Here is a 12,777-nt window from a genome sequence, read left to right on the forward strand (position 1 = left end):
CGATCCGTCACGGCGTGGCGCGGTGGTCGGCCCACTGCAGTGCCGCATCGCGCAGGCCCTGTGTCCAGACGTTGGGCCGCCGGTCCGCGGTGGCACTCCATTCGCCCGCCAGCGCCGCCGAGAAGGCCCGTAACGCACCGTGTGTCGCCGTGTGCCAAACCGGTACCCGGGCGGCCCAGCGTTCGGCCTCGACGGGTTCGCGGCCCGCGAAGATGAGCCAGACGATCCAGCACGCCGGATCGATCCATGCCGCGCCGCGCGTGGCCCACGGCCAGTCCACGAGCCGTGCCGTCCCGGAGTCTTCGATGATGACGTTGCTGTAGTTCCAGTCGGTATGAAGGAGTGCGGTTCCGCCGAACAGGGCCCGGTCCGCGGAGTCGGGGGCGTAGCGGCCCCAGCGTTTTACCGCATCGTTGAGTTCGACGTCGGGCGGGGGGTGCAGGCGCGCGAGCGTGGTCATCGTCGCGGCCGTCGCCGCCAGGTCCGAGTCGAGCCGGTAATCGGCGAAGTGTCCGGCTATGTAGTCGAAGCCGAGCAGATCCCAGCCTCCCGCGGTGAGCCGCCAGCGCAGCGCCGGGCCGATCGGCACGACGTGCGGTCCGAGCGCGGCCTCGCGCCGCTGGGTCCACACCTCCGGGTCGTCGGCGCGAATGCCCTTGACGAACGTGCGCCCCGCCGCGGTCTCGATCACGGTGGCGAGGTGGGAGCTGAACCCGGCATCCACGGATTCCACGCGCACTACGGGACCGGCCACCTTGTCGACCGCGGCCCGCGTGGCCTGCGGTAACTCGGTCCAGCTGCGCCGCAGCGCCGAGGTCTGTACCCGATCCACGTTCACCCTCGAACATCTACCGTGAATGCCCTACTCAGGCAAACGAACTCGAACGGCCGCAGGCCGGCCGCGACCGAAGATGCGCACGCGGTGACGTCGTGCGCCATGGGTACTCCTCGATTCGCCGGGAGCCCGCTGTGCTTCGCCGGCGTAGCGAAAACCACTCCGGCGCAGCCGATCTGCCCGACACCCGATGTCAATCCGTCTGTGCAGCACCCGTCGATACCGCCAGCTTCGGTCCGGGCGTCGTGATCGCAACGTGGCCGCTACCGCCGGTGGCGATATTCCCTGACATCGAGATTACGCTCACCGACTTGCACTCTGCCAGCGGGTTCGGCGGTCCCCCGGCGCACGTGCGGCGGCCGCTGCGCGTGCTCGGCATGGTGGCGAGCAAATGATACGTGCCCGTAGGAATTTCGCTCGCTCGGGCCTGTCTGTAACTGGTGATATTGACGATGAAATTGCATTTCGAGATATCGATCGAGTCGGATTTGTGTTGTGCAACTAGGCTTGTGGCCGATGGTTGATGAATTGTCAGTGGATCATCACGGTTTCGTGACTTCGATGGTTCCGTGGCCGTATCGTGATCTGCAACGCGGCGCCGGTGTTTGCGCGGTCGGTGCCGCGGTAGGCGCCGGCTCCGCACTCGGAACAGGAAGGAGAGCCCGGTCCGGTCGCCGCGCCATCCACTGCCGGGCGGCGTCCCGAAATCATCCGCCCGGTAACGCGCCTCGCACCTGGGGCAACTGGACTTCCAACCCCTCCCGCCACCCGGTGCGTGTGCGTCGTGGTGGACAACCCCGCCGGATGTCACCCTTACCCCAGCGTCCGGCGGGGCCTCCACATGACAACCGAATCCCGGTCCCCTAACCTGCCAGTCGTAAATGCTGGGTCGTAAGGAGTGCTCGATGTCGCGGACGACGATCACCGCGCTGGCGGCACTGGCGGCCAGCGCGGTGCTGGCCGCACCCGCCGCGGCCGATCCGCCGCCCGGGCCACCCCCGGTGAACTCGGCGATCACCCGATCCGGCCTGTTGCGCATCGAACCTCGCGGACCGCAGTGGGATCGGCTGTACGTCGAATCCGCGTCCATGCGGCGGGCCATCCCGGTGGATGTGCTGCACGGGACCGGATCCGGGCCCCGGCCCGTGTTGTACCTGCTCGACGGCGTCGACGGCGAGCCGACCTCGGACTGGCTGGCCAAGGGCCGCGCGGCCGAATTCTTCGCGGACAAGCCGGTCGACGTGGTGCTGACCGGCGGCGGCGTGGGCAGCATGTACAGCGATTGGGACCATTACGACCACACCCTCGGCCTGAATCGATGGGAGACGTTCCTGATCAAGGAGCTGCCGCCGATCGTGGAGGGGTATCTGAACTCGGACGGCCGCCGGGCGATCGCGGGCGTGTCGATGGGCGCACAGGGTGCGATGATGCTGGCCCAGCGGCATCCGGGCTTCTTCCACGCGGTGGCCGGAATCAGCGGCTGCTATTCCACCGCGGGCGATGTCGGGGAGGCCGTGACCCGGATCACCGTTGCCTCGCGCGGGGGCGACCCCGAGAACCTGTGGGGGCCGCCGGGTTCCCCGGAGTGGGTCGCCCACGACAGCTTCCTGGGTGCGGCGACGTTGCGCGGCACCGCCCTCTACCTCTCGGCCGCCACCGGGGTGCCCAGCGTGCCCGATCTCGACGCGGTCGCCGATGCGCCGGACGTGTCCGCTGCACTGCGGGCGGTGGGTGGCGGCGCGGCGCTGGAGGCCGGTGCGCTCGAGTGCACCGAGCGCTTCGCGCAACGCCTTGTGCAGCTGCACATTCCGGCCACGGTGAACCTGGAGCCGGCCGGAACCCACTCCTGGCCCGACTTCGCCGCGGAGCTGCCCGCGGCGTGGAATGCGATCGCTCAGGCGTTCCACGGCAAGGCAATCAGGCTCGATTACGGGCCGCGCTGAGCGTGATCTTCCGTGATTGGTTCGTGATTGGCGGGCATGGGTGTGAAAATCGGTGAAACCGTGGCGCATTGGCGACCGCATTGCACAAGTGCGAACGTCCTTGATCCGGATGAACTCGTGCGACCTACGGTTGCCGGCCGTCGGCGAGCTCGTCGATGAGGCGGTGGGTGTGTCACGCGGCGTGTCGCCGATCACCGGTACCCCGGTGGTCGGGTCGTACACTCTGTGCCGTAGACCTGGATGCCGGTGTTCGCCGACGGCGGCCGCCGCTCGGGTAGACGTCACGAACAGGTGTTTCGTGGCGATATGGACGTTGCGGATACGGACAGGGCGGTCGGGAGCGATGCGTATGACGGGCGGCCTCATGGTCGAGGTGGCGGACAATGCGGGCATAGCGGACAGTGCGGTGCGGTCCGGGCGGACGGGCGCGGGAGCCGCGCTGTGACCGCCGGACCGATGACCGCCGCGGCCCCGCCGGAGGGCGAGGCGCTGCGCCCGGCCCTGGAGAAATTCGGCTTCGCCGAGCTCAGGCGCACCGTCGTCATCGGCTCGGTGCTCGGCGGTTGCGTGGTGCGCCGGGTGCTGCGCGGTGGGCTGCGCAAGTCCGCCCGCCGCCGCTCGATGGCCGACGGCACCGTCGACGGCTTCGAGGTGCTCGGCCCGATGTTCGTCAAACTCGGCCAGCTGATCGCGTCCTCGCCCGGCGCCTTCCCGGCCGAGCTGGCCGATGCGTGTCTGCGCTGCCTCGACGACGTGCCGCCGTTCCCGGCCGTGGATGCGCGCAACATCATCGAGGCGGATCTGGGCCGCCCGATCGCGGAGCTGTTCCGGGAATTCGACGACACACCGCTGTCCGCCGCGTCCGTGGCCCAGGTGCACGGCTGCGTACTCGCGGACGGCCGCCCCGCGGTGGTGAAGGTGCAGCGCCCCGATATCGGCCGGAAGATGATCGTCGACCTGCGCGCGGCCTTCCGGCTGGCCGGGCTGATGGAGCGCCGCTCGGAGAACGCGCGCGTGGTGAATGCCGAGGGCGTGGTCCGCGATCTGTACGAGACCACCGTGGCCGAACTGGACTTCCGCAACGAGGCCGACAACCAGACCCGCGCTCGCGCGAACCTGCGGGCTTTCGGCGACAATGCCAGTGTCGTGGTGCCGGAGGTGTTCTGGGAGTATTCCGGGCCGCGGGTGCTGTGCATGGAGCGGATGAGCGGAATGCCGCTGGACCGGTTCGACGATATCCGTGCCGCGCACCCGGATCCGGAGTTGCTGATCCGCCGGCTGGTCAAGGCGTGGCTGGAGAGCGTGGTGGTGCACGGGCTCTTCCACGGCGACGTGCACGCGGGCAACCTGTGGCTACTGGACGACGGCCGCGCGGCGATGCTCGATTTCGGCATCGTCGGCAAGATGGGCCCCGAGTGGCGCAAATTCGTGCGGGCACTGTTCCATGCCAGCGCGATCGACGGGGACTTCCGCCCGGTGGCGCGGGCGCTGCGGGAGCTGGATCTCGTCGAAGGCGATGCGGGCGACGATGCCACCATCGGCCGCCAGCTCGCCACCGCGCTGGCGCCGGTGCTGTCGGGCAAACTCGCCAAGCTCGATATGGGCAAGGTGGCCGCGCGGCTGGTCGAATTCGGCAAGCGCCGGGGTGCGTCCGGGCCCGAGCAGCTGATCCTGATGGGCAAGCAGCTGGGATATTTCGAGCGCTACGCCGTTGCGCTGGCGCCGGGCTGGCGTCTGGGCCAGGATCTGTACCTGTTCCGGAACATCTTCCCGGACGAGGTGACGGCGAAGGCGGCCGCGGAGGGTGTCGAGCTGCCCGCCTAGGCCCTCGGGCCGGGCCGACGAAAGGACACGATGAACGGGTCGGACACCTACCGCTGGGAGCTCACCTACAACCGCTTCGACGGCACGAGCCGGGTGGAGACGGGCGAGGGACTGTTCGGGGCGCCAGAGGAAATCAGCGGGCGGGTGTGCCGCACCTATGTGGAGGTCGGGACCGCGCTGTTCGACACGCTCTGCGACGACGTCACCGATGGGCACTATCACGACGTGCTCGATGCGCGGGTGGAGGACAGGCCCGATCCGGATCGGCCCGTGCGGGACGTGCGCGGGCTGGTGTTCGATCACGAGGGCGTCGAGAAGTTCAGCCTGACAACGGAATTGGTCTATCGGACGGTGACGGCTGACGCCGTCGAGGGCTACCGCGAGGAACTGGCCGAATGGGAGCGCAAGGACGCCGAGCGGCGGGCCCGGCGCGCAAAGGCCGCGGCGGCGGGCGGGCGCCCGACGCTGCAGCCGCTGGATCCGCGGCTGCGCAGCCTGGTCGCCACCCTGCGGGTCGAGGCTGACACCGTGCGCGAGGAGATCTTCACCCCGGATCACTGCCGGGAACAGCTGGCCCTGGCCGAGAACACCGTGGCCGCGGCGACCGCCGCCAGGAGCAAGGCCGAGGCCAGCGGGGATATGGCCGAGGCCGCGCACGCGCACGCCTACATCCTGCGCTGGCGTCCGCGGATCGCCCGCTGGGCGAGCATGCTGGAGCTGACCACCGAGGCGTACGTGGACGCCGCCGCGGTCGAGGCGGAGGCCGAGCGCATCGCGAACATCCCGCCGTCGGATCTGCCGCCCGCGGACGAATAATCCGGGACGGGCCGTCGGCGCGGAGTTCGCCGAATCACAGACATAATGGTTGTGCACAATATAGTTGTGGTCTACAGTGTTGCTTGTGACCGATCAACTGGCACTCGATCAGCAGCTGTGTTTCCCGCTGTACGCGGCGTCGCGGGCGATGACCGCGGTGTACCGCCCGAAGCTGGAGGCGATGGGCCTGACCTACCCGCAGTACCTGGTGATGCTGGTGCTGTGGGAGCGGGACGGCCGCAGTGTCGGCGAGCTGTGCACGGCGCTGGCGCTGGACTCCGGAACGTTGTCGCCGCTGCTCAAGCGGCTCGAGGCGGCGGGCTTCGTGGTGCGCAGCCGTTCGGCGGCCGACGAGCGCCGCGTCGAGATCCGCCTCACCCCGACCGGCCGCGACCTGCGCGCGGCGGCCTGCGGCATCCCGGAGGAGATGGCTGGTGTCACCGGTCTGTCACCCGATGAACTCGGGACGCTGCGCGGCCTGCTGCAGCGCCTGAACGGGGCGCTGAGCGCCCATACCGCGAAGGAGATTTGAGATGGCAATTCTGTACACGGCCGAGGCGCTGGCGACCGGCGACGGCCGCAACGGGCACGCCCGCACCACCGACGGCAAGGTCGACGTCTCACTCTCGATTCCGAAGGAGATGGGCGGCAACGGCGAGGGCACCAATCCCGAGCAGCTGTTCGCGGCCGGGTACGCGGCCTGCTTCCATTCCGCGCTGCGGCTGGTCGGCGCGCGGGCCAAGGCGAACATCGACGACTCGGCGGTCGGCGCGAAGGTCGGCATCGGCTCGAACGACGCCGGCGGGTTCGGGCTGGAGGTCACCCTCGAGGTGTCGCTGCCGCACCTGTCCCGCGAAGAGGCGCAAGAGCTGGCCGACGCCGCGCACCAGGTGTGCCCGTACTCCAACGCCACCCGCGGCAACATCCCCGTCCAGGTGCTGATCGCCGAGGACTGAGGACACGGTGGGGCCGGGCGTGTGCACGGCCCTATTCGTATCGGCAACGCTGAGCCGAGTGTCGGCGGACCTGCCTCACCGCGCAGGCTCATCCGGTGCGGGGCGACAGCAATCGAGGAACAACATTGCCGAGGGTGATTACGTGAGCTGGTAATCCCCTCGGCGCCAACCATATCGACCTCAGGGGGCAGGACTGCCCGAGGCTGCCTGCGCTGACGCGTGGGCGATCGATCGGGCGCGACAGGACGAACCGAACAGAAGGAGCGAAAGCATGCGTGCAGTAGTAATCGAGGAATTCGGCGAGCCCACAGGCGTTCTCGCGGCCGCGGAGCGCCCGCTGCCGGAGCCGGGCCCCGGGCAGGTGCGAGTCGCGATGATTCTCGCGCCCATTCACAATCACGATCTGGCGATCGTGCGTGGCGTGTACGGCTACCGGCCGCCGCTACCCGCGATTCCCGGGACCGAGGCCGTGGGCCGCGTCGACGCGGTGGGGCCTGAGGTCACGGGCCTGGAAGTCGGTCAACGCGTGAGTGTTTCGGGTATCCAGGGGGCGTGGGCGGAGTACTTCCTGGCCGACGCGGCACAGGTGGTGCCGGTGCCCGAGGCGGTGAGCGACGAGACCGCGGCCCAGCTGCTGGCGATGCCGCTGAGCGCGCTGATGCTGCTCGAGGATCTCGATGTGCGACCCGGCCAGTGGATTGCGGTGAACGCCGCGAACGGCGCGGTCGGCCGCCTGCTGAATGTGCTTGCGCGCCAACGCGGAGTCCACGTGCTGAACCTGGTGCGCGGACCGGCGTCGGTGCGGGCGCTGGGGGAGCTGGGCTTCGAGCCGGTCGTGGACACCGAGTCCGCCGACTGGGTGGCGCGTGCCACCGAGTCGGTCGGCGGGGAGGGCGTGGCGCGCGCGGTGGATCAGGTCGGCGGCCCAGCCTCGAACGATCTGCTGACGCTGCTGGGCCCGCGCGGCGAGCTGATTTCCTTCGGTGCGCTGTCCGGGCAGCCGATGTCGATCAATCCGGGCGCGATGATCTTCAAACAGGCTGTGGTGAAGGGCTTCTGGGGATCCAAGCGCGCCGAGGAGATCGGCCCCGAACAGCGCCGGAAGCTGATCGGCGAGCTCGTCGACGCGGCCGCGCGGGGCGTGCTGCGGCTCGAGGTCGAGAGCGCGTATCCGCTGGAGTCGGCAGCCGAGGCCGCGGCCGCGAGCGAGCGCCCCGGTCGCAACGCCAAGATCGCGCTCACCGCGAAATAACCACCCTTCCCCGATGTGGATCTGGATGATTCAACGGCTCCGCATCGATGACGGCCCGGCCCCGGATTTCGGGGCCGGGCCGTCACCTACGAGAAGTGCCGTGTCCCAGCGCTATTCGGTGTCCGGACGGGTGAGGAACGCCATGACCGCGCTTTCCCAGGCGGCCTTCTGCTCGATCATCACCCAGTGCCCGCAGTTCGGGAAGATATGGATCTCGCCGCGCGGCAGCGTGCGCAGCGGCAGCAGCGCCATGTCGACCGGGCTGACCCGATCGTCGCGGCCCCAGGTGACGAGCGTCGGCGCGGTGATCTTGTGCAGCATCGCCCAGTACGGGGGCTGATCCGAGGCCGCGGCGGCCGCTACGGTCGCGGTCATGGCCGCGCGGCTGTACATGCGCCGCGCCGATTCCAGCGTCTTGGGCTCGGTGGCCAGCGCCCAGCGCTCCTCGATCATCTCCTCGGTGACGATCGTGCGGTCGTACACCATCGAGTGCAGCCAGCTGACCAGCGCCTCACGCGAGGGATTGTCGGTGAAATCCATCAGCAGGTTGATGCCCTCGCCGGGTCCGGGGCTGAAGATGTTGCGGCCCACGCCGCCGATGGTCACGATGCGGCGGAACAGGTTCGGCTGCGCGATGGCCAGATTCGCCGCGACGATCCCGCCCATCGAGTTGCCGATCACGTCGACCTGGTCGAGACCCAGCCCCTTCAGGAAGCGCAGCACCGCCGCCGGCGCGGCCACCATCGGATGCTCGTCGGTCGGATCGCTGACGCCGAATCCGGGGAATTCCAGCACCAGGCAGCGGAAATGCTGGGCGAAGAACGCGAGATTGCCGCGGTAGTTGCGCCAGCCGCTCACCCCGGGACCCGAACCGTGCAGCATCAACAGCGGCGGCCCGTCCCCGGCCTCGTGGTACCGCAGCACTCCCGCGTCCGTGTGCAACTCCCGCAGCGTGTTCTCGTACGTCAGTTCGGCCATCGTGGTGGATCCGCCTTTCTCGCTGGGCATTGTCGTTCCCTGCGGACGTTAGGGCATGAGGTCGGGCCGCGGTAAGGGCGCGTTCCGGCCACCGAGATCGCGGTAGCCGGTATTCAATCAACGATTGAATCAACGTTTGAAGTGTGTTTCACTGGGCGTATGGCGAGTGGCAGCGAGAAGCTTCAGAGCCCGGCGGGCACGCGGGAGCGGCTGTTGGCCGCGGCCGAGCGGCTGCTGCTGACCGAGCGGTACGACGAGGTGTCCGTGCGTGGCATCTGCGCGGCGGCGGGCGCGAATCCCGCTGCGGTGCACTACCATTTCGGCTCCAAGGAGGCGCTGGTCGCGGCGCTGCTCGAGGACCGGCTCGGCGAGCTGTGGGATGCGCGGCTCACGGCGCTGGCCGCGCGCGGCGCGTCGGTACCCGAGGTGGTCGACGCGGTGATCGAGCCGTTCGTCGAGCTGGCCGCGGATCCGGTGGGCAGGCTGCATCTGCGGCTGCTCGCGCAATTCGTGCTGGGGCGGCCCCCGCTGGTCTGGACCCGCCCGTGGTTCCGGATCGATACCTGGGACGGGCTGCTGCCCGGCCCGGACGCGCAGGAGGGCCGGCGCCGCCTGCTGCTCGCCTTCAACCTGATCATCATGCGGTTCGGCGCGGTCGAAGCGCGAGGTTCGGAACTTTCCGCGAATTCCGTTGCGACGCTGCGTGATTTCGTGATTGCCGGATTGATCGGCAGTACAGGAGAAGACAGATGAACGACGATATTTTCGCACCGGCCACGCTGGGGCCGATCACGCTGCGCAACAGGGTGATCAAGGCCGCCACCTTCGAGGGCCGCACACCCGACGCCCTGGTGACGGACGACCTGATCGCCTTCCACCGGGAGGTCGCCGCGGGCGGCGTCGGGATGACCACCGTGGCGTATTGCGCGGTGGCGCCGGGCGGCCGCACCGATCGGCATCAGCTCTGGATGCGCCCCGAGGCGCTGCCGGGACTGCGCAAGCTCACCGACGCGGTGCACGCCGAGGGGGCGGCGGTGAGCGCGCAGCTCGGCCACGCCGGGCCGGTGGCCAATGCCGCCTCGAATCGCGCGCCAGCGCTCGCGCCCAGCCGGATGTTCAGTCCGCTCGGCATGCGGATGATGAAGGTTCCGAGCGAATCCGAGCTCGCCGAACTCGTTGCCGCCCATGCCGATGCGGCGCGCCTGGCCGAGCGGGCCGGGTTCGATGCGGTCGAGATCCATTTCGGGCACAACTATCTGGCGAGCTCGTTCCTGAGCCCGAAGCTGAACCGGCGCAGCGACGGGTACGGCGGCTCGGACGAGAAGCGGGCCCGGCTGACTCGCGAGATCGCGCGTGCGGTGCGCGAGGCGGTGGGAGGGCGGCTGGCGGTAACCGCCAAGCTGAACATGGCCGACGGCGTGCCCGGAGGTCTGTCCATGGAGAGCTCGCTGCAGGTGGCGGCCTGGCTCGAAGCGGACGGCGCCCTCGACGCGCTCGAATTGACCGCGGGCAGTTCACTGCTCAATCCGATGCTGCTGTTTCATGGTGACGCGCCGCGTAGTTCGTTCGCCAAGACGCTGCCGATTCCGGCGCGCTGGGGATTTCGGGTTGTCGGCAAGAAATTCCTGCGCGAATATCCCTATCATGAGGCCTATCTGCTCGACCGGGCCCGGCAGTTCCGGCGTGAGCTGTCGATGCCGCTGATCCTGTTGGGCGGCATCACGAATCTGGACACCATGCGGACCGCACGGGCCGAGGGGTTCGACTTCATGGCCATGGGCCGGGCGCTGCTGCGGGAGCCGGACCTGTTGCGCCGCATTCAGTCCGATCCGGCGACCCGGTCGGCGTGCATTCACTGCAACGAATGCATGCCCACGATCTATACCGGGACCCATTGCGTGCTGCGGTTGGCGCGGCCGGTCGCGACGCCGACCGCAACCGAGTGACCGGGTTTCTGGGCGGTCTGGAACATCAACGGGCAGAAATGGATTCATCAATGATCAACAGGAGTGACGCACTGTGACAGGACGTTTGGCGGGGCGGGTGGCGCTGATCACCGGCGCGGCCTCGGGAATGGGCGCATCGCACGCCCGGGCGTTCGTGGCCGAGGGGGCGTCGGTGATGCTCGCCGATATCGCCGACGATGCGGGCAAGCTGCTCGCGGACGAGCTGGGCGAGCGCGCCGCGTACGTGCACCTCGACGTGACCAGCGCCGAGGAGTGGGCGGCGGCGGTGTCCGCGACCGTCGAACGGTTCGGCCTGCTCAACGTGCTGGTCAACAACGCGGGCCTGCTCGACGGCGGCCCGCTGGGCACGTACACCGAAAAGCAGTGGGACCGAGTGCTTTCGGTGAATCTGACCGGTCCGTTCCTGGGCCTGAGCGCCGCCCGGGACGCGCTCGTCGCCGCGCGCCCGGCCGCGGTCGTCAACATCTCCTCCGCCGCGGGCATGCAGGGCGTGTCCGGAATGCACGCCTACACCGCCTCCAAGTTCGGCGTGCGCGGGCTGACCAAGTCCGCCGCGCTGGAACTGGCCCCGCACGGCGTCCGGGTGAACTCGGTGCACCCCGGCGGCATCGCGACCCCGATGATCGGGGCCATGGCGGGCCAGGTGCCGGATATTGATCGCACCGCGAATACCGTTGGCCGGCTTGGTGTTCCCGAGGAGGTCAGCGACCTCGTCGTGTTCCTGGCGAGTCAGGAATCCAGCTATTGCACGGGCTCGGAATTCGTCGTCGACGGCGGGTTGACCGCGGGGCAGACCTTCGGCTGAGCCGAAAGCGCCCGCGCCTGAGCGGTCGGCGGCCCCGCACGGCCACTGTCGATACATTCTTGTATCGGTATGCCGCCTGGGCGGCTAGGCTCATGCGTGACACTCCGCCGTCCGCTTCGGCGGTGCCGGTGGACGGGCGCTCCGGAGCGGACGGTGGACCTGACGGCCCGGCGAACAGGAGAGCGCGGCATGAGCTTCGGGGACTTTCAGAACGAGATCTATTTCAACGGCCTGCGCGGGGTCTTGCCGGATCTGCCGATGAAGTTCGCCGAGCTCGAGGAACGGGCGCGCGCGGCCCTGCCGCCGTCGGTGTGGTCGTATGTCGCGGGCGGGGCGGGGGACGAGTACACCCAGCGCGCGAATGTCACCGCCTTCGAGCGGTGGGGGCTGGTTCCGCGGATGTTCGTCGGGGCCAAGCAGCGCGATCTGTCGGTCGAGGTGTTCGGCATGACGCTCCCGGCTCCGGTCTTCATGGCGCCGGTCGGCGTGATCGGGCTGTGCGCGCAGGACGGCCACGGCGATCTGGCCACCGCCCGCGCCGCGGCCCGCACCGGAGTGCCGATGGTGGCCTCCACGCTGACGGTCGATCCGCTCGAGCAGGTTGCGGCCGAATTCGGTTCGACGCCGGGGCTTTTCCAGCTGTACACCCCGACCGATCGCGACCTCGCGGCCAGCCTGGTGCAGCGCGCCGAGCAGGCCGGATTCAAGGGCATCGTCGTCACGCTCGACACCTGGGTGACCGGCTGGCGGCCACGGGACCTGTCGACCGGGAATTTCCCGCAGCTGCGCGGGCACTGCCTCGCCAACTACTTCACCGATCCGGTCTTCCGGGCGAGCCTGGCCGCGCCGCCCGAGCAGGATCCGCAAGCGGCAATCCTGCGCTGGATCCAGGTCTTCGGCAACCCGCTCACCTGGGAGGACCTGCCGTGGCTGCGCTCGCTGACGAAGCTGCCACTGATCGTGAAGGGCCTCTGCCATCCCGACGATGTGCGCCGTGCCAAGGACGGCGGCGTCGACGGCATCTACTGCTCGAATCACGGTGGGCGCCAGGCCAATGGCGGCCTGCCCGCCCTGGACGCACTGCCGGGCGTCGTGGAGGCCGCCGACGGCCTGCCGGTGTTGTTCGACTCCGGAATCCGCAGCGGCGCCGACATCATCAAGGCCCTGGCGCTGGGGGCAACGGCGGTCGGCATCGGCCGCCCCTATGCCTACGGCCTGGCCCTGGGCGGCGAGGCGGGCATCGTGCACGTGCTGCGCTCACTGCTCGCCGAGGCGGATCTGATCATGGCCGTGGACGGATATCTTGCGCTGGCGGACCTGACCCGTGACGCGCTTCGGCCGGTCTTGCGCTGAACGGGCGTCTCGGGGAGGCTGCCCGGGCCGAGCCTGACCCGTTCAGTC

General features: G+C 69.3%; 12 protein-coding genes. 10 read left to right on the forward strand and 2 right to left on the reverse strand.

The window, feature by feature from the left end; translation table 11 throughout:
- Positions 1-7: 7 nt before the first annotated feature.
- On the reverse strand, positions 8-832 hold the full coding sequence (locus tag KO481_RS09830) for a hypothetical protein (RefSeq protein ID WP_215916756.1): 825 nt from the start codon (positions 830-832) through the stop codon (positions 8-10).
- Positions 833-1,740: 908 nt separating this feature from the next.
- Between KO481_RS09830 and KO481_RS09835 the strand changes: the two genes are divergently transcribed.
- From KO481_RS09835 to KO481_RS09860, 6 genes are all read left to right on the forward strand, one after another.
- Positions 1,741-2,778 carry an alpha/beta hydrolase gene (locus KO481_RS09835; RefSeq protein ID WP_215916757.1) on the forward strand — a complete coding sequence of 346 codons (1,038 nt, stop codon included), beginning with the start codon at positions 1,741-1,743 and terminating at the stop codon, positions 2,776-2,778.
- Between the two features lie 456 nt (positions 2,779-3,234).
- The gene (locus KO481_RS09840; RefSeq protein WP_215917310.1) at positions 3,235-4,602 is read left to right on the forward strand and encodes an ABC1 kinase family protein; all 1,368 of its coding nucleotides are present in this window, start codon (positions 3,235-3,237) and stop codon (positions 4,600-4,602) included.
- A 30-nt stretch (positions 4,603-4,632) separates the two neighbouring features.
- Positions 4,633-5,418 carry a hypothetical protein gene (locus tag KO481_RS09845; RefSeq protein ID WP_215916758.1) on the forward strand — a complete coding sequence of 262 codons (786 nt, stop codon included), beginning with the start codon at positions 4,633-4,635 and terminating at the stop codon, positions 5,416-5,418.
- Positions 5,419-5,503: 85 nt separating this feature from the next.
- On the forward strand, positions 5,504-5,950 hold the full coding sequence (locus KO481_RS09850) for a MarR family winged helix-turn-helix transcriptional regulator (protein WP_308166473.1): 447 nt from the start codon (positions 5,504-5,506) through the stop codon (positions 5,948-5,950).
- A 1-nt stretch (position 5,951) separates the two neighbouring features.
- The gene (locus KO481_RS09855) at positions 5,952-6,374 is read left to right on the forward strand and encodes an organic hydroperoxide resistance protein (RefSeq protein WP_215916759.1); all 423 of its coding nucleotides are present in this window, start codon (positions 5,952-5,954) and stop codon (positions 6,372-6,374) included.
- A 271-nt stretch (positions 6,375-6,645) separates the two neighbouring features.
- Complete coding sequence (locus KO481_RS09860; protein WP_215916760.1) at positions 6,646-7,626, forward strand: zinc-binding dehydrogenase; 981 nt, start codon at positions 6,646-6,648, stop codon at positions 7,624-7,626.
- Between the two features lie 111 nt (positions 7,627-7,737).
- On the opposite strand, the gene KO481_RS09865 is transcribed toward KO481_RS09860, so the two are convergent.
- Entirely contained in the window at positions 7,738-8,604 is an 867-nt protein-coding gene (locus KO481_RS09865; RefSeq protein ID WP_215917312.1) for an alpha/beta fold hydrolase, read from the reverse strand.
- A 159-nt stretch (positions 8,605-8,763) separates the two neighbouring features.
- On the opposite strand from KO481_RS09865, the gene KO481_RS09870 reads away from it, so the two are divergent.
- The 4 genes from KO481_RS09870 (at position 8,764) to KO481_RS09885 (ending at position 12,729) form a co-directional block, all read left to right on the forward strand.
- Entirely contained in the window at positions 8,764-9,357 is a 594-nt protein-coding gene (locus KO481_RS09870) for a TetR family transcriptional regulator (protein WP_215916761.1), read from the forward strand.
- On the forward strand, positions 9,354-10,550 hold the full coding sequence (locus KO481_RS09875; protein ID WP_215916762.1) for an NADH:flavin oxidoreductase: 1,197 nt from the start codon (positions 9,354-9,356) through the stop codon (positions 10,548-10,550). Before KO481_RS09870 ends, KO481_RS09875 begins: the two co-directional genes overlap by 4 nt.
- 73 nt (positions 10,551-10,623) lie before the next feature.
- Positions 10,624-11,376 (forward strand): glucose 1-dehydrogenase, encoded by a 753-nt coding sequence (locus tag KO481_RS09880; RefSeq protein WP_215916763.1) that lies wholly within the window; start codon positions 10,624-10,626, stop codon positions 11,374-11,376.
- Positions 11,377-11,565: 189 nt separating this feature from the next.
- On the forward strand, positions 11,566-12,729 hold the full coding sequence (locus KO481_RS09885) for a lactate 2-monooxygenase (protein WP_215916764.1): 1,164 nt from the start codon (positions 11,566-11,568) through the stop codon (positions 12,727-12,729).
- Positions 12,730-12,777 lie beyond the last annotated feature (48 nt).

The organism is Nocardia albiluteola (assembly GCF_018860155.1).
GTDB classification, from domain to species: domain Bacteria; phylum Actinomycetota; class Actinomycetes; order Mycobacteriales; family Mycobacteriaceae; genus Nocardia; species Nocardia albiluteola.

What these genes read in the sequence shown, in the direction of transcription:
- KO481_RS09845 (WP_215916758.1), top strand. Translation starts at nt 4,633, where the DNA reads ATGAACGGGTCGGACACCTACCGCTGGGAGCTCACCTACAACCGCTTC.
- KO481_RS09835 (WP_215916757.1), top strand. Translation starts at nt 1,741, where the DNA reads ATGTCGCGGACGACGATCACCGCGCTGGCGGCACTGGCGGCCAGCGCG.
- KO481_RS09870 (WP_215916761.1), top strand. Translation starts at nt 8,764, where the DNA reads ATGGCGAGTGGCAGCGAGAAGCTTCAGAGCCCGGCGGGCACGCGGGAG.
- KO481_RS09860 (WP_215916760.1), top strand. Translation starts at nt 6,646, where the DNA reads ATGCGTGCAGTAGTAATCGAGGAATTCGGCGAGCCCACAGGCGTTCTC.
- KO481_RS09840 (WP_215917310.1), top strand. Translation starts at nt 3,235, where the DNA reads ATGACCGCCGCGGCCCCGCCGGAGGGCGAGGCGCTGCGCCCGGCCCTG.
- KO481_RS09855 (WP_215916759.1), top strand. Translation starts at nt 5,952, where the DNA reads ATGGCAATTCTGTACACGGCCGAGGCGCTGGCGACCGGCGACGGCCGC.
- KO481_RS09865 (WP_215917312.1), bottom strand. Translation starts at nt 8,604, where the DNA reads ATGGCCGAACTGACGTACGAGAACACGCTGCGGGAGTTGCACACGGAC.
- KO481_RS09885 (WP_215916764.1), top strand. Translation starts at nt 11,566, where the DNA reads ATGAGCTTCGGGGACTTTCAGAACGAGATCTATTTCAACGGCCTGCGC.
- KO481_RS09875 (WP_215916762.1), top strand. Translation starts at nt 9,354, where the DNA reads ATGAACGACGATATTTTCGCACCGGCCACGCTGGGGCCGATCACGCTG.